This window comes from Furfurilactobacillus curtus (assembly GCF_054657915.1).
In genome coordinates this window covers 1950482-1972220 of sequence record NZ_BAAHXU010000001.1, presented here as the reverse complement: position 1 = coordinate 1972220, position 21739 = coordinate 1950482, and the positions used below count along the sequence as shown (strand labels likewise).

The 21739-nt window shown below is 45.0% G+C and carries 15 protein-coding genes; 5 read left to right on the top strand and 10 right to left on the bottom strand.

The window, feature by feature from the left end:
• Positions 1–24: 24 nt before the first annotated feature.
• Together rplC and rpsJ are read right to left on the bottom strand one after the other, a co-directional pair.
• Positions 25–684 carry a 50S ribosomal protein L3 gene (gene rplC, locus ACYQ0Y_RS09195; RefSeq protein ID WP_407884250.1) on the bottom strand — a complete coding sequence of 220 codons (660 nt, stop codon included), beginning with the start codon at positions 682–684 and terminating at the stop codon, positions 25–27.
• A 65-nt stretch (positions 685–749) separates the two neighbouring features.
• On the bottom strand, positions 750–1058 hold the full coding sequence (gene rpsJ, locus ACYQ0Y_RS09190) for a 30S ribosomal protein S10 (protein ID WP_407884252.1): 309 nt from the start codon (positions 1056–1058) through the stop codon (positions 750–752).
• Positions 1059–1485: 427 nt separating this feature from the next.
• Here rpsJ and ACYQ0Y_RS09185 point away from each other — a divergent pair, with 427 nt between their 5' ends.
• Both ACYQ0Y_RS09185 and ACYQ0Y_RS09180 read left to right on the top strand, forming a co-directional pair.
• On the top strand, positions 1486–2046 hold the full coding sequence (locus ACYQ0Y_RS09185; protein ID WP_407884254.1) for a cysteine hydrolase family protein: 561 nt from the start codon (positions 1486–1488) through the stop codon (positions 2044–2046).
• Positions 2047–2165: 119 nt separating this feature from the next.
• Complete coding sequence (locus ACYQ0Y_RS09180) at positions 2166–3587, top strand: C69 family dipeptidase (RefSeq protein WP_407884256.1); 1422 nt, start codon at positions 2166–2168, stop codon at positions 3585–3587.
• A 96-nt stretch (positions 3588–3683) separates the two neighbouring features.
• On the opposite strand, the gene fusA is transcribed toward ACYQ0Y_RS09180, so the two are convergent.
• From fusA to rpsL, 3 genes are all read right to left on the bottom strand, one after another.
• A complete protein-coding gene (gene fusA / locus ACYQ0Y_RS09175) occupies positions 3684–5786 on the bottom strand; it encodes an elongation factor G (protein ID WP_407884258.1) in 2103 nt (700 codons plus the stop codon).
• Between the two features lie 105 nt (positions 5787–5891).
• Positions 5892–6362, bottom strand: a complete 471-nt coding sequence (gene rpsG, locus ACYQ0Y_RS09170) for a 30S ribosomal protein S7 (RefSeq protein ID WP_407884260.1) — start codon at positions 6360–6362, stop codon at positions 5892–5894.
• A 20-nt stretch (positions 6363–6382) separates the two neighbouring features.
• Positions 6383–6796 (bottom strand): 30S ribosomal protein S12, encoded by a 414-nt coding sequence (gene rpsL, locus ACYQ0Y_RS09165; RefSeq protein ID WP_017262644.1) that lies wholly within the window; start codon positions 6794–6796, stop codon positions 6383–6385.
• Positions 6797–7067: 271 nt separating this feature from the next.
• Here rpsL and ACYQ0Y_RS09160 point away from each other — a divergent pair, with 271 nt between their 5' ends.
• From ACYQ0Y_RS09160 to ACYQ0Y_RS09150, 3 genes are all read left to right on the top strand, one after another.
• Positions 7068–7760, top strand: coding sequence for a prepilin peptidase (locus tag ACYQ0Y_RS09160; protein ID WP_459935470.1), 693 nt, complete (start codon positions 7068–7070; stop codon positions 7758–7760).
• Positions 7761–7876: 116 nt separating this feature from the next.
• Entirely contained in the window at positions 7877–8224 is a 348-nt protein-coding gene (locus tag ACYQ0Y_RS09155; protein ID WP_407884261.1) for an ArsR/SmtB family transcription factor, read from the top strand.
• A 12-nt stretch (positions 8225–8236) separates the two neighbouring features.
• A complete protein-coding gene (locus ACYQ0Y_RS09150; protein WP_407884262.1) occupies positions 8237–9916 on the top strand; it encodes an oleate hydratase in 1680 nt (559 codons plus the stop codon).
• A 100-nt stretch (positions 9917–10016) separates the two neighbouring features.
• On the opposite strand, the gene rpoC is transcribed toward ACYQ0Y_RS09150, so the two are convergent.
• From rpoC to ACYQ0Y_RS09125, 5 genes are all read right to left on the bottom strand, one after another.
• Positions 10017–13658 (bottom strand): DNA-directed RNA polymerase subunit beta', encoded by a 3642-nt coding sequence (gene rpoC / locus ACYQ0Y_RS09145; RefSeq protein ID WP_407884264.1) that lies wholly within the window; start codon positions 13656–13658, stop codon positions 10017–10019.
• A 39-nt stretch (positions 13659–13697) separates the two neighbouring features.
• A complete protein-coding gene (gene rpoB, locus ACYQ0Y_RS09140; RefSeq protein WP_407884266.1) occupies positions 13698–17315 on the bottom strand; it encodes a DNA-directed RNA polymerase subunit beta in 3618 nt (1205 codons plus the stop codon).
• A 303-nt stretch (positions 17316–17618) separates the two neighbouring features.
• Entirely contained in the window at positions 17619–18218 is a 600-nt protein-coding gene (locus ACYQ0Y_RS09135) for a TetR/AcrR family transcriptional regulator (RefSeq protein ID WP_407884268.1), read from the bottom strand.
• A gap of 332 nt (positions 18219–18550) precedes the next feature.
• Positions 18551–21052, bottom strand: coding sequence for an ATP-dependent Clp protease ATP-binding subunit (locus ACYQ0Y_RS09130; RefSeq protein WP_407884270.1), 2502 nt, complete (start codon positions 21050–21052; stop codon positions 18551–18553).
• A 25-nt stretch (positions 21053–21077) separates the two neighbouring features.
• On the bottom strand, positions 21078–21551 hold the full coding sequence (locus ACYQ0Y_RS09125; RefSeq protein WP_407884272.1) for a CtsR family transcriptional regulator: 474 nt from the start codon (positions 21549–21551) through the stop codon (positions 21078–21080).
• Positions 21552–21739: the final 188 nt, after the last annotated feature.

Here is a 21739-nt window from a genome sequence, read left to right as displayed (position 1 = left end):
CTGTTTGTCCTCCCTTCCCTTAAATTATTTTTCACTGTGGCGGTTGTTCTTCTTCAAGCCGGCCTTAACAGAGCTTTTGATTGTCACAAATGATTTGTTAGCACCAGGAACGTTACCTTTAATCAACAAAACATTGTTTTCAACATCAGTGCGAACAACTTGCAAGTGTTGCATGGTTACTTTGTGGTTACCCATCCGTCCTGGAAGTGGCTTACCCTTGAAAACACGGTTGATAATGGCACCCATTGAACCTGGGCGACGGTGATAACGAGAACCGTGAGCCATTGGTCCACGATGCTGTCCGTCCTTTTTGATGTTACCTTGGTACCCATGTCCTTTAGTGATACCCGTGACGTCGACTGTTTCGCCTTCTGCGAAGACGTCAGCCTTGAGCTCGTCACCGACTTTCATGTCTCCTAGCTCAACATCGCGAATTTCACGAACGAAGCGCTTAGGAGCCGTTTTTGCTGCTGCTACATGACCTTGTTCGGGCTTGTTAGACAGAACTTCACGTTTGTCATCGAACCCTAACTGAATTGAGTTATAACCGTCATTTTCAACAGTCTTAACCTGCAAAACTACGTTAGGAGTTACGTCGATAACTGAAACTGGGATTAATTCCCCATTTTCGGTGAAGACCTGCGTCATCCCGACCTTTTTCCCTAAGATTCCTTTTGTGGTCATGAGTACACCTCCAATATATTGTATTTAAGTATTCATATGGTGATTACTCACCAGATAGAACCGAATTAAAGCTTGATTTCGATATCAACGCCGCTTGGTAATTCAAGCTTAGTCAATGAATCAACTGTCTTAGCAGTTGGGTTGACAATGTCAATCAAACGCTTGTGAGTCCGAATTTCGAACTGTTCACGAGACTTCTTGAACTTATGTGGTGAACGTAGCACTGTGAACAATACCCGTTCAGTTGGTAACGGAATTGGTCCTGAAATTTCAGCACCAGTCCGCTTAGCCGTTTCCACAATCTTGTCAGCTGACTGATCAAGGATCCGGTGCTCATAAGCCTTTAAGCGAATACGAATTTTCTTACTTGCCATAAATGTTCCCTCCTCACGTCTATTTTTCGAAATAGGCTAGCTCCATGGAAATTACCGCCACACCTCCGTGGCAAAGCGGCCGGGTGTGTCGCAACCTTCCACATCATCGCTCGCTTGATGTCATGCAAATCAGAACACAATTGTCCCTTGTTTCGCACAAGCACTTAACTACTATACCAGCAGAAAGCTGTAATGACAAGGGTTTATTAAAAACTGTAAATTGCATTTTGATGACAAAATTGGTGCCGTACAATCAGCAATTAATGTAACATAACACGATCCCATTATTTAATCCCCGGGTTCCGTCAATTTTCAACTTATTTTGGTCATTCAGCCTAAAATCCTTTTCTTTCCTAAAGGTAACCCCTTATACTAGTTTTGTTCAGTTGCGATTACCTATTTTTTACTGCTCAAGGAGGAAAATGTCATGGATTTTGGCAAGCAGGCCCTACTCATTATCGACTATACGAATGATTTTGTCGCCGAAAAAGGGGCATTAACGACCGGCACACCTGGCCAACAGATCGCCCCCGCAATTTTATCACTCGCCAATCAATTCTTGGACAATGACAATTACGTCATTTTCCCAACTGATTTACACGATGGCGTTGATCCCTATCACCCTGAAACCAAGCTTTTCCCGCCGCATAATCTAAAAGGTACCTGGGGCCGACAACTTTTTGGCGATTTAGAAACTTGGTACCAAGAACACCGTGACAACGACCACGTCTATTACTTCGATAAAAATCGCTATAGCGCCTTTGCTAATACAAATCTGGATAATTATCTACGCAGTCGTCAAATAACCAATCTAACCGTCGCCGGCGTTTGCACCGACATTTGCGTCCTGCATACAGCTGTGGATGCGTATAATCTTGATTACCGGCTCACCGTTCCCCGTCAAGCCGTGGCTTCCTTTGACCAAGCTGGGCATGAATGGGCACTGCGCCATTTTGAACAGACCTTAGGCGCTAATGTTACCGATTAATGTTCCACAGAATGCTTACGCTTCCCTTTTATATAGAAGAAACACAAAAAATAAAGGTCACCAAAAGTGTTATGCTGACAGAGAATCCTGTTTGTCATTACAATTTGGAGGCTTTTATTATGTCTTTATCTGAATTAAGCACATGTACGACTATTTTGGTTGGCCGGTTGGCTAGTTATGATGGTTCAACATTGATTGCTCGCAACGAAGACGCAGGCACCGCTGTCGATCCTAAAAAATTTGTTGTCGTCAAACCAGGTAATCAACCACGTGATTACCACGCTAAACTTAGCAAGTTTACTTTAAAACTTCCTGACAACCCGCTACGTTATACCGCAATTCCCAACGCGGTTGCCACTAGCGGCATTTGGGGCGAAGCTGGCATCAACGCGGATAATGTGGCCATGAGCGCGACCGAAACAATCACCACTAACGAACGTATATTAGGTGCCGACCCGCTTGTCACAAATGGCGTGGGTGAAGAAGATTTGCTCACTGTTACCTTACCGTACATTCATTCAGCTCGTGAAGGCGTAAAACGCGTGGGCGAAATTCTGAAAACCTATGGCACTTACGAATCAAATGGGATCATTTTCTCAGATGTTAATGAAATTTGGTACATGGAAACAGCAGGTGGTCACCACTGGGTCGCGCAACGTATTCCCGACGATGCCTACGTGGTGGCCCCCAATCAGACAGGCATCCAAGAAATTGACTTTGATGATCCTGATCACTTCATGTTTGCCGATGACTTACAACAATTTGTTAAAGATAATCACTTAAATTTGGGACAAGGCTTCAACTTTCGTGAAATTTTCGGCTCACATTCCCAATTGGATCATCATTACAACACACCTCGAGCTTGGTATGCACAGCGTTATTTCAGTTCAGACAGCGTTACCGATCAAGATCCAATGAGCGATAGCTTACCTTTCATCAGCTATGCGGACAAAAAAATCACCATCGAAGATATCAAATATGTTCTCAGCTCACATTATCAAGATACCCCCTATGATCCGTTTGCACTGGGTGCTTCCCGAGCAACCGCACCGTTTCGACCGATTGGTATCAATCGCACGCAAGAACTATGTGTGCTGCAACTGCGCCCTAATTTACCAGCTGGTCGTTCGGCTATCCAGTGGGTTGCCATGGCTGCCAATCCCTTTAACACATTAGTTCCCTTCTTCACCAATGTTAATGACACCCCCGCTAGTTACCGTGACACCACTAATAGTCTCGACAGCCACAATGCTTATTGGGCAAACCGCTTGATTAGTTTGATCGTTGCCGACCATTTTCAATTGCTCATCAGTGACGTCGAGAGTTACCAAGAAAAGACACTTGGCTACGGTCATCAACGAATCGCCGAACTAGACCAACAATTAAACGGTCTGACCGGTGATGAGCTGACTGAAGCATTAACAAGCGCCAATCAAATCACCGCCGACCACGTAATGGCTGCAACTGACGAACTGCTCACAACATTGGTTGCCAAAGGAGGCAACCAAGTTCTTGGCGCCTTTACTCGCGAAAATTACTAATAATTTAGCCACCAAGTCGTTTCGATAAAAAAAGAAGCGGTTCATCAAGCAACGACAGTCGCCTTGATGAACCGCTTTTTTTCTAACTAAGAATAATTAGTCTTCTGGGTGGTGGTTACCACCATTTTTCTTGATAATTTCTTCTTGAACAGCCTTTGGCACAGCTGAGTAATGATCAAATGTCATGGTAAAGGTCCCACGGCCTTGGGTTGATGAACGCAAGGTTGTTGCATAACCGAACATTTCAGCTAAAGGTACAAAGGCATGAACTTCTTGGGCGTTCCCGCGTGCTTCCATACCATCAACCGTCCCACGACGAGCAGTTACGTGACCCATGACGTCCCCAAGGTTGTCTTCAGGTGCAACAATGTCAACCTTCATGATTGGTTCCAAGATAACTGGCGCAGTCTTCTTAGCCGCTTCACGCAAAGCTAAGGATGCGGCAATCTTAAAGGCAGCTTCAGAGGAATCGACATCATGGTAGCTACCATCGTAAAGCTTAGCCTTAACGTCAACAACTGGGTAACCAGCAATCATCCCATTGGCCATCGCTTCTTGAAGTCCTTGGTCAACTGATGGAATGTATTCACGAGGCACAACCCCACCAACGATAGCGTCATCGAATTCGTAACCTTTACCTGTTTCATTAGGTGTGAATTCAATCCAAACGTCACCATATTGACCTTTACCACCAGACTGACGAATGAAACGACCTTCGACTTGGGCAGACTTCGTAATTGTTTCACGGTACGCAACTTGAGGAGCACCAACGGTAGCATCCACCTTGAATTCACGTTTCATCCGGTCAACAATGATGTCCAAGTGAAGTTCACCCATCCCAGAAATTAATGTTTCACCAGTCTCTGGGTTTGTTTCGGCACGGAAACTTGGGTCTTCTTCAGACAGCTTTTGCAAGGCATTATTCATCTTGTCTTGGTCGGCTTTAGTCTTCGGTTCAACAGCAACTTGGATAACTGGGTCGGGGAAGACCATTGATTCCAAGTGTAATGGGTGGTCAACATCAGTTAGTGAATCACCAGTGGTGGTGTTCTTTAAACCGATGGCCGCTGCGATATCCCCAGAAAAGACTTCAGGAATTTCATTTTGCTGGTTAGAATGCATTTGTAGTAAACGTCCAACCCGTTCACGCTTATCTTTAGTGGCATTTAACACGTAAGAACCTGATTCCAATGTCCCTTGATAAACCCGGATAAACGTCAAACGACCAACGTAAGGATCAGTGGCTACTTTAAATGCTAAGGCAGCAAAGTCTTTATCGTCACCGGCAACTAGGTCTTCTTCTTCACCGGTTTCTGGATCAGTCGCCGTGTAAGGCTTAACATCTACTGGTGATGGTAAGTAGTCCACAACGGCGTCCATCAACATCTGGACCCCTTTGTTCTTGTAAGCTGAACCGGCAAGAACTGGGAAGAATTCGTTAGCTAAGGTTGCCCGACGAATCCCAGCTTTCAATTCTTCCTTACTAATTTCTTCACCATTCAAGTACTTTTCCATCAAGTCGTCGTCTGACTCAGCGACAGCTTCAACCAATGCATCGCGACGCTTTTGCGCTTCTGCAGCGTATTGTTCTGGAATATCAACTGTGTCCCATTCCGTCCCTAAAGCATCTTCGTCGTACAAGTCGGCCTTCATTTCGATTAGGTCAATAACCCCTTCGAAATCATCTTCAGCACCGATTGGCATTTGGATGGCGTGAGCGTTAGCTTGTAACCGATCCCCCAATGAATCAACGGAAAAGTCAAAGTCGGCCCCCATTTTGTCCATCTTGTTTACGAACACGATACGGGGAACATCATACGTTGAAGCTTGACGCCAAACCGTTTCTGTCTGAGGTTCAACCCCAGCTTGCGCATCTAGGACCGCAATCGCACCATCTAACACCCGCAAAGAACGTTCAACTTCGATCGTGAAGTCCACGTGCCCTGGAGTATCAATGATATTGATTCGGTGATCCTTCCATTGCGCGGTTGTCGCAGCGGAAGTAATCGTGATCCCACGTTCTTGTTCTTGGGCCATCCAATCCATTTGTGAAGCCCCATCATGGGTTTCACCAATTTTATGAATCTTACCCGTGTAATATAAAATCCGTTCAGTCAACGTCGTTTTACCGGCATCAATATGGGCCATGATCCCAATATTACGCGTCTTTTCCAACGGAAATTCACGTTTGTTAGCCATTGTTATCTCCTTTAAATTACGTTTAACAACCCTTTACCCCAAAAATGACACCGCATGAAATGATGGGTGTCAAGGCGTACTACCAGCCTAAGGGGCCAGGGATGATTACCAGCGGTAGTGAGCGAAGGCACGGTTGGCTTCTGCCATCCGGTGAGTGTCTTCACGCTTCTTAACTGACGCACCAGTGTTGTTGGCAGCATCCATGATTTCACGTGCTAAACGCTCTGTCATGGTGTGTTCACCACGTAACCGTGAGTATTGCACTAACCAACGTAGGCCTAATGTGCTTCGACGTTCAGGACGAACTTCGATTGGCACTTGGTAGTTAGAACCACCAACACGGCGAGCCTTAACTTCCAATACAGGCATAATGTTGTTCATTGCTTCTTCAAATACTTCTAAAGGTTCATTACCGGTCGTTTCCTTGATTTGATCAAAGGCAGCGTACAAAATTGTTGAAGCTGTCCCCCGCTTACCGTCTAACATCAAGCGGTTGATTAAACGGGTAACCAGCTTTGAGTTGTAAATTGGGTCTGGCAACACTTCACGTGCTGGAATATGTCCTTTACGAGCCATCGTCTATCTTCCTTTCTTGATTAAGCCTTAGGTTTCTTAGTACCGTATTTAGAACGGCTCTGCTTCCGGTCAGTGACACCGGCAGTATCGAGCGCACCACGAATGATGTGGTAACGAACCCCAGGCAAATCCTTCACACGCCCACCACGAATTAAGACCACACTGTGTTCTTGCAAGTTGTGACCGATACCTGGAATGTAAGCCGTAACTTCAATCAAGTTAGACAAACGCACACGGGCATATTTCCGCAAAGCTGAGTTAGGTTTCTTTGGTGTCATTGTACCGACACGAGTGGCAACCCCACGTTTTTGTGGTGCTGCATTATTAGTTTGTTCCTTCTTGTAGCTGTTGTACCCGAAGTTTAAAGCTGGGGCATCTGATTTTGACGTTTTAGATTTTCGACCACTACGAACGAGTTGGTTAATCGTTGGCATCTAAAAGTCCTCCTTCCAAATTTTCGTTTCAGTTTAAGTCCACACATCCAGGCGGTTCTTTTTTGACTATTAAAAAAAGAAAACCCAAATCTGTTTTCCACAAATGATTGCTGTTTAAGTTCCAGCCGCCATAGATGGCAGACACTTTCACAAAAAAGCACCTTTAATAGAATATCATCACACCTACTCATCGTCAAGGTTTCTCAGCGGATTTCACATTGTTTTTCAGTCAAGTTCCGTATGTCTAAATAAAAAATGGAGAGTTTTTTCAATGACGTTCATTACGACCAGCCTTATCTTTGTCATGAGTAGCACATTGGCATCAACTGTGATGTGTGTGACCAACCGCCATTTAACGCATCAACCGATTTTGCTTGCCCGCTCCCAATGCGACTATTGTGCCATAACCTTAATTTGGTGGCAACTATTGCCTTGTTTGGGATGGTTGTTACAAATTGGTCGATGTCACAATTGCCGGCAAAAAATCTCATCGCTCTATCCATTAGCAGAATTAATGACGGGAGTAGTCGGTGTCTTATCCTATGAGACACGAACGCCTCAGCAATTTTTGCTGCAATTATTATTCATTTTAATCCTGCTCGCCTTAAGCGTTACTGATGCAGTCCAACTGCAAGTACCAGTGCTTGGTTTGCTCGGTTTGCTTTTAACTGGTCTATTATTAAATCCCCCCACTGTTTACCATTTGTTAATGGTCATCATTTGCTATCTCCTTCTTAACAAATGTCGCTTCACTGATCAATGGTTGGGTAAAGGCGATTTAGATTTTTTTGCGATCAGTTGGTTAACTTTCGATTTTCAAACAGCAACTTTAACCATCTTTATGGCTTCCATAATGGCCCTCGCCAACAATTTTCGGCGAGACGGTCAAACGAGGCTTCCCTTCTTCCCCTATTTATGGGTAGCGACCGGTTTAGTTATCCTGTGGCAAACGTCTCATCAGTGATAGGTCAACGGTCCAAATTTTGGTGACATAGAGGTAATGTAAGCGATTGCAACAGTTAGAACTTGGCGTTACAATATTCATGAAGTTAAATGTATCAATGAAGGCTGGTAGTCATCATGTCTGAGGACAGTTCTAACACAGAATTAACACCCGCACAGCAACAAGCTCTGACAGAATTTATTGATAACTTGGACCTACTCAACACCCTTGCCGACCCTAATCGACAACGTCTCATTATCCTGTTGGGTGCACACGTACAAGGTGGGCTGACTGTTACCGAATTGACGGCGCAAATGAACCTGTCTCAGCCAACGGTCTCGCATCATCTAAAAATTTTGCGACAAGCTGGTTTGGTTGCCATTACCCAGGAAGGTCTTCATCACCGGTATTATTTAACTTTCGATAACGCATTATCACAAGTTGAACATCTCTTAACCACGATCAGAAACAGTAATCAACTGTAGGAGGTTGTCAAAATGGCACAACACGCATACATGATTGGAACTGGTATTGGGAACTTATCCGCTGGTTTATATTTGATTCGTGATGGTGGCTGGCACGGCGACCAAATCACCATGTATGGATTAGAAACCCATGGTGCTAACGATGGTGCCCCCACTAGTGACTTCGAAACAGAATACGGCAACTCGAAGTTAACCAACCATCACGGCTTTTTAGCCAAAGGTGGCCGAATGTTAAATGAAGAAACATACGAAAATTTGTGGGACATTGGTCGCTTTGTTCCCTCGTTAGATCAACCAGGCAAATCCATCACCGAAGAAATTCTAGACTTTGATCATGCGCACCCGACCCACGATGTTGCTCGTTTAATGGATAAGGTCAACGGAATTCATAACAAGGGTGACGAGAATGATTACCGCCATATGCAATTTGACAATCGTGACCGTTACCTGTTGACGAAGTTGGTAATGCTACCTGAAAGCAAGGAACAGCAGTTAAACGATGTCGGAATTGATGAATATTTTGCTAGTTCACCACATTTCTTTACAACTAACTTTTGGCACATGTGGCAAACAACTTTTGCGTTCAAACGTCAAAGTTCGGCCATGGAATTACGGCGATACATGAATCGAATGATTCTCGAATTTAGCCGAATTAATACATTGGCAGGCGTGACTCGGACGGCCTACAACCAATATGAGAGCATCATCTTGCCAATGCGCCAATTTTTACAAGACCAGGGTGTCACTTTCATTAATAACCGCAAAGTCACACAATTAACTTTTAAAGACACGCCGTTACGAGACGACATTATTGTGACTGGTTTTGATTATGAAGAAATTGACGGTGATCATCAGGCCGGCCACGTCGACGTCAATGAAACTGACTTTGTTTTCGATACAAATGGCTCAGTAACCGACAGTTCATCCATTGGCGATATGGATACACCCGTTAAAGAGAATCCTGAGTATGCCCCTAGCGCTCAATTGTGGAAACAAGCAACGGACCATTTCTACAACTTAGGCCACCCCGACAAGTTCTTTAATGATCGGGGACAAAGTGAGTGGTTAAGCTACACTGTTACTAATGACAATCACTATCTCCTCAACCAAATCACCCGCATCACTCAACAACAGCCAGGCAATGCGTTAAACACTTGGATCGATAGCAACGGTCTAATGTCAATTGTGGTCCATCATCAACCACACTTCCATGCACAAAAGGAGAATGAAACAACCTTTTGGGGGTATGTCATGTATCCACGGCGTAAAGGTGACTATGTTGATAAAACATTCATGGAAATGACTGGACGTGAAATTCTAATTGAGTTGATTGGCCATCTGAACGAAGTCGACGAAGGTCAAGATAAAATTGGCGATCATCTTGAAGAAATTATGTCCATCACTGAAAATGTCGTACCAGTATTTATGCCATACGCTAGCGCACTATTTAATCGACGTGCAGTTGGTGATCGACCGAAAGTCGTTCCCGATCACAGTCACAATTTAGCTTTCATCAGTCAATTTGCCGAGTTACCATTTGACATGGTCTTTACTGAACAATATTCCATCCGCTGTGCTCAAGTTGCCGTTTATAAATTCCTTGGTATTCCAGACAGTCAACTGACCCGGATGCATCACTATGAAAAGGATCCTAAAGTCATGGCCAAAGCACTGCACACTATGTTGCGCTAAAAACAAAAAAGGAGCTTGTTCAAAATGCCAATTTGACATTTTGAAACAAGCTCCTTTTTAATTTCGTCGGAAAGAACTCAGTTCATCAGCCGCAGCTCACTTACTTTGCATCTTCCTCACGCATTTTCTTTTCTAAATCACTGATGGAATAGACACCTTCAGTACCAGTTGATTCAGCTTCTTTAGGCTGAATCTTACGATAATCTGGCATTCCAGTCCCAGCAGGAATAATCTTCCCGATGATGACATTTTCCTTCAAACCGACTAGCGGATCGTTCTTCCCACGAATAGCAGCATCCGTTAGCACACGAGTTGTTTCTTGGAATGACGCAGCTGATAAGAAACTATTTGTCTCCAAAGCAGCTTTCGTAATCCCCAAGATTACAGGACGGCTAGTCGCTGGAATCCCACCAGCGATCAGTGTATTAGTGTTGGCATTCTTGAAGTCGGCAATGTCCATCAACGTTCCAGGAAGCATATCCGTATCACCTGGATCCATGACCCGAACTTTCCGCATCATTTGGCGAACCATAATTTCGATATGCTTGTCGGCAATCCCTACCCCTTGCATCCGGTAAACCCGTTGCACTTCACGGAGTAAGTAATTTTCAGTCGATAGAACGTCACGAACCTTCAATAATTCCTTCGGATCAATTGATCCTTCATTCAGCGCAGAACCACGATGGATAAAGTCCCCTTCAGCCACGCGCATCCGCGCCCGCAGCGGTAACGTATAGGTGCGCGTCTCCGCTTCACCCTTAACCGTAACCTCTTTAGTCCGTTCAGCCGGGTTTTCTTCAATTGAGACAACGGTCCCAGTTACTTCAGAAATCTCAGCTTTACCTTTAGGATTCCGCGCTTCCACAATTTCTTGCACACGAGGTAGCCCTTGTGTGATATCGTCACCGGCAACCCCACCAGTATGGAAGTTACGCATCGTTAACTGCGTCCCTGGTTCACCGATTGATTGAGCAGCAACCGTACCGACGGCTTCCCCAACTTCAACCTTATCACCAGTTGCCATGTTCCGACCATAACAACGCTCACAAACTCCATGTTGCGTGTTGCAAGTAAAGGCTGAACGAATCACAACCTCTGTCACACCTGCATCAACAATGGCTTGTGCTACATCTTCGTCAATCATTTCATTGGCGTTAACTAAAGTTTCACCTGTTTCTGGGTGCTTGACTGACTTCATCGCATAACGACCAAGAATCCGGTCGTACAGTGATTCAATCATTTCATTTCCATTCGTAATGGCGTGGATTGTTAAACCACGATCCGTGCCACAATCCTTTTCACGAATGATGACATCTTGCGCGACATCAACTAATCGACGAGTCAAGTAACCAGAGTTGGCAGTCTTCAAGGCCGTATCGGTCATTCCTTTACGAGCCCCGTGAGTAGAGATGAACATTTCCAACACTGACAAGCCTTCACGGAAGTTTGAAACGATTGGCAACTCCATCGTCTGACCGTTAGGCGCTGCCATCAGACCACGCATCCCAGCTAATTGAGTAAAGTTCGAAATATTACCACGGGCACCAGAATCACTCATCATGAAGATTGGGTTATTCCATTCCATGGAATCAACCAACTGTTCTTGAATATCATCTTTAGCAGTGTTCCAAACATCGATAACCCGCTGGTAACGTTCATCATCGGTGATTAGTCCACGACGGAATTGCTTTGAAATCGTGGCAACCTGTTTGCGAGCTTCAAGAACGATGTCATTTTTCGTCTTTAACGTTGAAATATCTGCAATCCCGACCGTCAAACCAGAATTCGTGGACTCGTAATAACCAAGATCCTTCATCCGATCCAACAACAGTGAGGTTGCTGTTACCTTGTACCGCTTATACACTTCAGCAATGATATCCGCTAAGAATCCCTTCTTAAACGGATCATTCAATGGCCGATTGCTCAAAACCGTCTTTAAGTCTTCACCAGGTTCCAAGAAGAAGCGATCATCAATCCCATCCGTCAAATTAGCAGCAGTAGGTTCATTTAGATAAGGGAAGGCTTCTGGCAAGATCGCATTAAAAATCATCTTACCAACCGTCGTGATCATAACTCGTGAACGTTGCTCCTCGGTAAAGGGCTTGGTCGACATTGAAGCTGTTTGGACTCCAACACGACTATGCAGGTGAACGTACCCATTTTGGTAAGCGACACGGGCTTCGTTCAGATCTTTAAAGATCATCCCTTCGCCTTCACGTCCCGCTTCCTCAGTCGTTAGGTAGTAGTTCCCAATCACCATATCTTGTGATGGTGTTACCACTGGGCGACCATTGGCAGGTGCCAGAATGTGGCCCGCTGCTAGCATTAGCAATCGTGCTTCAGCCTGAGCTTCATCAGATAGTGGCACGTGAATAGCCATCTGGTCCCCGTCAAAATCGGCATTGTAGGCTTCACATACTAATGGGTGAACTCGCATCGCTTTACCAGAAACCAAGACTGGTTCAAAGGCCTGAATACCCAAACGGTGCAAGGTAGGAGCGCGGTTCAATAACACCGGGTGTTCCTTGATCACGTCTTCTAACACATCGTAAACATCGTTATCTTGACGATCAATCTTACGACGAGCGTTCTTAATGTTTGAGGCGAGTTCACGCTTAACTAATTCTTTCATGATGAACGGCTTAAAGAGTTCCATAGCCATTGGAACTGGCAAGCCCATCTGGTTCATCTTCAACGTTGGTCCAACATCAATAACAGAACGACCGGAGTAGTCAACCCGCTTACCCAGTAAGTTTTGACGGAATCGTCCTTGCTTACCTTTCAGCATGTGTGACAGTGACTTCAACGGACGATTACCAGGTCCAGCTACTGGACGACCACGACGACCATTATCAATTAAGGCATCGACGGCTTCTTGTAACATCCGCTTTTCATTTTGAACGATGATGCCAGGTGCGTTTAAATCGAGCAACCGCTTTAAACGGTTGTTACGGTTAATCACCCGTCGGTACAGATCATTTAAATCGGAAGTGGCAAAACGTCCACCTTCCAGTTGAACCATCGGTCGTAAATCCGGTGGAATAACCGGAACAACGTCCATTACCATCCAATCAGGCCGATTGCCTGACTGAATGAAGGCTTCCAAAATGTCCAAACGACGCACAGCACGTGTCCGCTTTTGACCAGAGGCCTCTTTTAATTGGACCTTTAGTTCATCAGCTTCCTTTTCTAGTTCAACGGTCGCTAATAACTTACGGATCGCTTCGGCACCCATTTCAGCTTGGAATTCATTACCGTATTGCGCCTTCTTCTCGCGATATTCACGTTCAGACAGCAACTGTTTACGTTCCAAAGGTGTGTTACCTGCTTCCAAAACAACATAGGAAGCAAAGTAGATGATTTCTTCTAAGGCCCGTGGGCTCATGTCTAAGACAAGTCCCATCCGGCTAGGAATACCCTTGAAATACCAAATGTGGGTCACTGGTGCGGCTAATTCAATATGGCCCATTCGTTCACGACGAACCTTGGAACGGGTCACTTCAACACCACAACGGTCACAAACGACACCCTTATAGCGAATTCGTTTGTACTTACCACAGGCACATTCCCAGTCTTTTGTTGGCCCAAAAATTCGTTCATCGAACAAACCGTCACGTTCAGGCTTTAATGTTCGATAATTGATCGTCTCAGGTTTCTTAACTTCCCCATAAGACCAGCTGCGGATTTTGTCGGGCGAAGCAAGCCCAATCTGCATGCTTTCAAATTTGTTGACATCAATCAAAGGATTGACCTCCCTCTCATATTCAATGGCGACGACAAATTATTCGTTAGTCGTGTGCTCAGACTCATTTACGGGTGTCGACGTTGGCTCGCTGACCGGTGCACTAGGTTGATCCGTTGGCTTTTCATCCACCGGATGTTCTGCAGCGTACTTGCTTAAGGCATCAACGTTAACCACGTCATCTTCATCATCATCCATATCACGCAGTTCGATTTCCTTTTTGTCGTTGTCTAACACTTTCATGTCTAAGCCTAAGGCCTGCAATTCCTTAACCAACACACGGAATGACTCTGGCACTCCTGGCTTTGGAATTGGCTCGCCCTTAACGATCGCTTCATAGGTCTTAACTCGGCCAACCACGTCATCAGACTTGTACGTCAAAATTTCTTGCAACGTGTATGCAGCACCATAAGCTTCCAGCGCCCAAACTTCCATTTCACCAAAACGCTGGCCACCAAATTGTGCTTTACCACCAAGAGGCTGTTGCGTAACTAAGGAGTAAGGTCCGATTGAACGCGCATGGATCTTATCATCAACCATGTGGGCTAATTTCAGGTAGTTCATGACCCCAACGGCAATTCGGTTGTCAAATGGTTCACCAGTCCGACCATCATACAATACATATTTTGCATCAGCTGGCATACCAGCTTCTTTAACAGCGTCCCAAATATCCTGATCTTGGGCACCATCAAAGACAGGTGTTGCCACATGAATACCTAATTTACGAGCAGCCATGCCTAAATGCAGTTCAAGCACTTGACCAATGTTCATCCGAGAAGGCACACCCATGGGTGACAGCATGATATCAATTGGTGTCCCATCAGACATGTAAGGCATGTCTTCTTCTGGAATTACAATTGAAACGGTCCCCTTGTTCCCATGACGACCGGACATCTTGTCCCCAACTTGGATCTTCCGCTTCTGGGCGATGTAAACACGGACCATCATGTTGACACCTGGTGACAATTCATCCCCATTTTCACGAGTAAAGATCTTCACATCTTGGATAATTCCGCCACCACCATGCGGTACATGAAGAGAAGTATCCCGAACTTCACGCGCTTTTTCACCAAAGATCGCATGTAACAGACGTTCCTCAGCTGATAATTCGGTGACCCCTTTAGGGGTTACCTTACCAACCAAAATGTCACCATCATGAACTTCGGCTCCGACCCGAATAATACCTTGTTCGTCCAGATCCTTTAATGAATCCTCACCAACGTTAGGAATTTCGCGAGTCATTTCTTCTGGTCCAAGCTTTGTATCACGAGCTTCTGACTCATATTCTTCGATATGAATCGACGTGTACACATCATCTTTCACTAACCGTTCTGAAATGGCGATGGCATCTTCAAAGTTATAGCCATCCCAAGTCATGAAGGCGATCAATGGGTTTTGCCCAAGGGCTAATTCCCCACCTTCCATAGAAGGACCGTCCGCTAAGATTTCATCAGCATCGACATGATCCCCAGCCTTGACAATTGGTCGTTGATTGTAGTTCTTCCCACCATTTGAGCGGCGGAATTTCATCAACTTATACGTGTCTAGCGTGCTATCTTCACGACGCACACGAATCTGACGGGCATCCACGTACTCAACTGTACCAGCTGCCTTACTAATCAAGGCAACCCCGGAGTCATGCGCCGCTTTGTATTCAATCCCCGTCCCAACCAATGGAGCATGAGGATCAAGTAACGGCACCGCCTGACGTTGCATGTTGGCACCCATCAAAGCCCGGTTAGAGTCATCGTTTTCCAAGAATGGAATACATGCAGTGGCAACAGCCACGACTTGCTTGGGCGAAACGTCCATGTAGTCAACATTATCGATCGAAGTTTCAATGTTTTCATCCTTAGAACGTGCCAAAACCGTGTCGTCAACAAAGGAACCATCATCATTTAATGTCGAGTTTGCTTGGGCAATAACAAAATTATCTTCTTCATCAGCTGTCAAATAGTCGATTCGGTCAGTAACTTTGTGTGTGTCCCATGAAACGCGCCGATAAGGTGTCTCAATAAAACCATAACGGTTAACCTTGGCGTAACTAGACAACGAGTTAATTAGCCCAATGTTTGGCCCTTCAGGTGTTTCAATTGGACACATCCGACCATAATGAGTGTAGTGAACGTCTCGGACTTCATAACCAGCCCGATCACGAGTTAATCCACCAGGCCCAAGAGCAGATAATCGGCGTTTATGGGTCAATTCGCCCAATGGGTTGGTTTGATCCATGAATTGTGACAGCTGTGAACTACCAAAGAATTCTTTGATGGAAGCAACTACTGGTCGAATGTTAATTAATTGTTGTGGCGTAACAGTCGCGGAGTCTTGAATAGACATCCGTTCACGAACAACCCGCTCCATCCGTGAAAGACCGATCCGGAACTGATTCTGTAATAACTCACCAACTGAACGAATCCGCCGATTGCCTAAGTGATCGATATCATCCGTTGAACCAACACCTTCTTGCAAGTTGAAGAAATAGTTGATTGATGCAACGATGTCAGCCGGTTGAATCGTGTGGTTCTTCAGGTCAATATGACCATTGCCAATCATATTCAAAACTTGTTCAGGGTCGTTCTTTGAGAAGACCTTGATTACTTGAACCGTCATCGGCTCCGTAACAACGGCTTCATCGGAAGGTGTGAAGGTAACTGACTTGAAGTCCTCTTGGTCCAAATATGGCGACAACTTCGCCATGACTGTCTTGTCAATAACAGTACCCTTTTCGGCGATGATTTCACCAGATTCAGGATCCGCCAATGTTTCAGCCAACGTCAAACCGAGTAAACGAGTGTGTAAGTCAAGCTTTTTGTTAAGCTTGTAACGGCCAACTGGAGCGGTGTCGTAACGCTTTGGATCAAAGAAACGAGCCGTCAATAGACTCCGAGAAGAATCCGCTGTCTTAGGTTCACCTGGGCGCAACCGTTCATAGATATCTTTCAACGATTCTTCAACTCGAGAATCATCCGAATTCTTGTGAATATCCTTTTCTAAGGTGGCCATTAAGGCATCGCTTTGTCCTAAGATATCAATGATCTCATCGTCAGAACCGTAGCCCAACGCACGGACAAGTTCCGTCATGGGGATTTTCCGAGTCCGATCAATGCGGACATAAGAAATTTCCTTGGCATCGGTTTCGTATTCTAACCATGCACCACGGTTAGGGATGACTGTCGCACCGTAAATTTCACGGCCGTTTTTGTCTTCCTCTTCATTGTAGTAAACGCCTGGCGAACGAACCAGCTGGGAAACGATAACCCGCTCTGCACCATTGATGATGAACGTTCCTTGATCCGTCATTAACGGGAAGTCACCAAAGAATACGTCCTGGCTCTTGATTTCGCCAGTTTCGTGGTTGGTTAAGCGCAAGGTCACGTGCAGTGGCGCCGAATAGTTAGCATCGTGTTCGCGGGCTTCATCCACCGTGTATTTTGGTTCAAGTAACTGGTAGTCAACAAATTCCAATGACAAGTTGCCTTGGAAATCATCAATTGGCATGATGTCATCGAACATGTCACGCAGTCCTTCATCGAGGAACCATTGGTATGAATCCGTTTGGATTTCAATCAAATTCGGCAGATCAAGAACTTCTTTAATGCGTGCGTAACTTCTACGGGTCCGGTGTTTACCGTATTTAACTAAATGCCCTGCCAAGTTCTTCACTCCTTTGATATAAGTCTTCCAGTGAATAAGCTCGCCATATATATTACAAGTTGATTACAAAACACTTGAAACACAAATTTTGAGCATAAAAAAGGCAAAAGAAGCAATTCATTTCACAAAAAATGTAAGCGCTACTTTTGCTTTTCTATAAGGGCTTCAACGGACAATAGATCGCCTCGGCCATTTTTATTCACAGTGATATACGTTGATAAATATACGCCGTCAAGATGATTCTGTCAATGAGTTTGCATCCGTCGCTGCACGGTTTTTACTGTCGCCGCTAAGCAACCAAAATCATACATTCGTTTCATCAGCAACACCAAATAGAATCAATTTAAGTAACACTTGAATGCGTTCACGGTCGCTAAGGCCCGGTCCACCTAGTTGATGAAATTCCGCAAACAACGGCGCCAAACTCGTCATATAAAAATTTGCCGCAGTCATTGGATCTAGTCCCGACTTTAATGTCAGTTTATCTGAACTAAAAAAACGAACCAGTGGCTGCACGTAATCTTGACTAAAGATTCGTCCTAATTTCCCTTGATTTTCTGGCTTTAAATATTGGAAGCTACCATGAATCAGGCTAAAGGCATCACGGGGATGAATTGCAATCATAGCTTGAGACAAATCAGTCAATACCGTTAGACCATCGCCATCGCCGTCGTCAATAATTGCATTCATCCGCCCTGCCAATTCACGGCCAACTTCGCTGATTACTTCAATAAAGATAAGTTCCTTATCTGCAAAATGATGATAAAGGGCTGGTTGAGTTAACCCAACTGCGTTAGCAATATCACGCGTTGATGTTTCTGCATATCCTTTGTTCAAAAATAAGGTCCGAGCCGCGTCCAATATGCCTCGGCGCGTGTGGGCCAGTTGCTCCTCTCGACTCATAGGTACCTTCCTCACTCGCATAACTATTTACTCCAAGTTTGCCGGTTAACAGCCCAAAATGCAATTCACAAGGTTAACTTTCTGGATAAATCTTAACGATTTGCATTCATGTACCTAACAGACTAATGAGCTGTACTCAAAAAGAGCGCGGGGCATAAGTCGGTAAGTGACGAACACTAAGGGCGAACCGCCAATGATGATGGTTTTATTCATCGTTTGCCGTTCGCTTTTAGGCGGAGTCACTTGACTTATGTCCCGCATTTTGGCGATTTAGAATTAGAAATGAAATTTAGATTTTAGTTTTGTCCGAGATTCTTAAGCCTTTACTTCGGTTATGACTTGGCACTAACGGTTGTCTTTGCAGCTGGAACCGTTTTTGTTGTAATCGTTATCTTGCCAGATTTAGCGCCAACAGTCACCGCGTCGGTCGTCTTGATTTGACCAGCGATCAGTGCTTCGCTAAGGCGATCCTCAACCTGGGTCTGTAAGGCCCGGCGAATTGGCCGTGCACCGTACTCTGGATCAAACCCAGCTTCAGCCACCACATCAATCGCAGCTGGTGTAATTTTGACCTTGATTCCTTGGTCAGCCACCCGCTTCAAGACGATACCCGCCATTAACTTTACGATTTCGTGCAGTTCTGGCTTGGTCAAGGAGTGGAAAATAACCGTTTCATCAATTCGATTTAAGAATTCTGGACGGAACGTAAGTCGCAATGCCTGACGAATTTTATCGGACATTGCTTGGTAGTTGTCCGTTGCACTGGTTGCGCCGAATCCGACTTCTTTATCGTCTCGAACGGCAGTCGCACCCAAATTCGAGGTCATGATCAAAATTGTATTACGAAAATCAACCTTGCGTCCCTTCGAATCCGTTAAGAACCCATCATCCAATACTTGCAATAACAAGTTAAAAACATCGGTATCTGCTTTTTCGGCTTCATCCAAAAGTACCACTGAATAAGGTTTATTTCGAACCTGTTCAGTTAATTGACCCCCTTCGTCGTAACCGACATACCCAGGGGCTGCCCCGATCAACCGGCTAGAACTAAAGCGCTCTTGATATTCTGACATGTCAACCCGAATCATATTATCCTCTGAACCAAACATTGCCTCAGCCAAGGCTTTTGCCAGCTCAGTTTTTCCGACACCGGTAGGTCCAAGAAACATAAACGATCCAATTGGACGATTTGGATCTTTCAATCCAGATCGAGCACGACGAATCGCTCGTGCAACCGCAGAAATGGCTTCGTCTTGACCGACGACTCGTTCATGCAAAACTTTCTCTAGATTGAGTAGTCGTGACTCTTCATCTTTTCGAAGTTGCGTCAACGGTACGCCAGTCCATTCTGAAACAACTTCTGCGACATCTTCTTCAGTCACTTGCAGCTCGTAATGTGGCTGACCACTGAGCTTTTCATTGTCTTGTTCATCCAAGAGCTTATCAACACGCTTTCGCATTGCCATCTCTTTTTCACGAATCGCCGCAGCACCTTCAAAATCCTGATTCTCAATCGCAGCTTCTTTTTGTTGCTGTAAGTCGGTTAACTTATCTTCTTGTTTAGCTAATTTCGTCTTGTGACCAGCAGCGTCAATGCGTACTTTGGCACCCGCTTCGTCCATCAAATCGATCGCTTTATCAGGCAGAAAACGCTCCGTAATATACCGAGCTGATAGTTTAACTGCCGCATTGACAGCATCATCAGTAATCTCAACTTGATGATGTTCTTCATAACGTGGTTTCAACCCGGTTAAGATTTCCACCGCTTCAGCTTCTGTCGGTTCATCAACTTGAACCGTCGCAAATCGACGTTCCAACGCGGCATCAGATTCAATATACTTTTGATATTCACTTAAAGTCGTGGCGCCAATTGTTTGTAGCTCACCACGAGCCAAGGCGGGCTTCAAGATGTTAGAAGCGTCAATCGCACCTTCAGCACCGCCGGCCCCAATTAGTGTGTGTAACTCATCAATGAATAAGATCACATGTCCGTCATTGTAAATTTCTTCAATAACTTTCTTTAGTCGATCTTCAAATTCGCCTCGATACTTAGTGCCGGCGACCAATGAGCCCATGTCGAGCATCATCAAACGTTTGTCGCTTAAGTCTTCTGGTACGTCACCAGCGACAATCTTTTGCGCTAATCCTTCAGCAATCGCTGTCTTCCCAACCCCAGGCTCCCCAATTAAAACGGGGTTGTTTTTGGTTCGACGGCTCAAAATTTGAATGACCCGTTTAACTTCTTTACTACGACCAACAACTGGATCCATCTGATTATCCGCAGCCAAAGCCGTTAAATCACGTGCTAACGAATCTAGTGTTGGTGTCCCTTCTGCTTGCTGCTTATTGTTAGCAGCCTTGTTCATTTGTTGCCGGCGTCGTGGTGAGTCAGTAATTCCTAGCTTTCGCAGAATCACTTTGCGCGCTTGGGCTAAGTCAAGATTTAGTGTGACTAAGATACGCGAAGATAAAATACTTTCATCGGAAAGTAGTGCCAATAATAGGTGCTCGGTCCCAATCTTAGTCGCACCCAGTCGTTTTGCTTCATCACCAGCAATCGTGAGGATTTCCTTCGCCTTTGGTGAATAAGGAAGATAGGTTTCTTTGTCAACATTGGTTAACGTACCATAGCCGGTGAAACGTTCGATTTCTTCACGAACGTCCTCTTCAGTAATATTGAACTGTTGTAAAACTTTACTAGCGATCCCATTTTGTTCGATGGTTAAAGCAAGGAGCAAATGCTCAGTGCCAACCGCCTGGTGTTTAAAATACTTTGCCTGTTCTTGCGCCAAAACAAGTACGTCTTTGGCACTCGGGGTAAATAAATTATCCATTTGCTGTCCTGCCTTTCATTAACGCTCAGTCTTCAAACCGTAAACGATTCAGCACACCAATCAGGATGCGGGCACGCAGCGTATTTTCCACCTCATGGTCAGCCACGGCCAAGGTGTCTTTATCAATTGCCGCTAAAATAATATTGGCCTCGCGTTCCTTGAGTACACCGTCGTTGAATAATGAATTAATAATCGCGTAGGCGTCATGTTGATTAATGGCATCGCCCACGACATCGCTAAGCAGACTGTCAAGCACATCCGTATCTGCCAATAAATTAACTTTTTCGATCCGGATATAGCCGCCGCCGCCTCGCTTACTCTCTACGATGTAGCCATTCTGGATGGTGAAGCGGGTTTTGATCACGTAATTGATTTGCGAAGGAACGACATTAAATTGGTCGGCAATGTCAGAGCGGCGAATTTCCACCTGTTCTTCATCAGCCAAGATGCCCTTCAAATATTTCTCAATCACATCCGAAATGTTAGTTGGTCCTTCCATGATTGCTCACCCCAGTCTTTGACTAATATTGACTATATTATACGAACCCTGACTAAATTTGCAATCATAAAGGATTCAAAGGCTTCGGTAAGGTCTAAATAAACAAAATGCTAGTGCCACACGCAGAAGAAGATCATAAGCGAGCGCAAACGCAGGACATGAGTCAAAACCCATGTCCCGCGATTTGG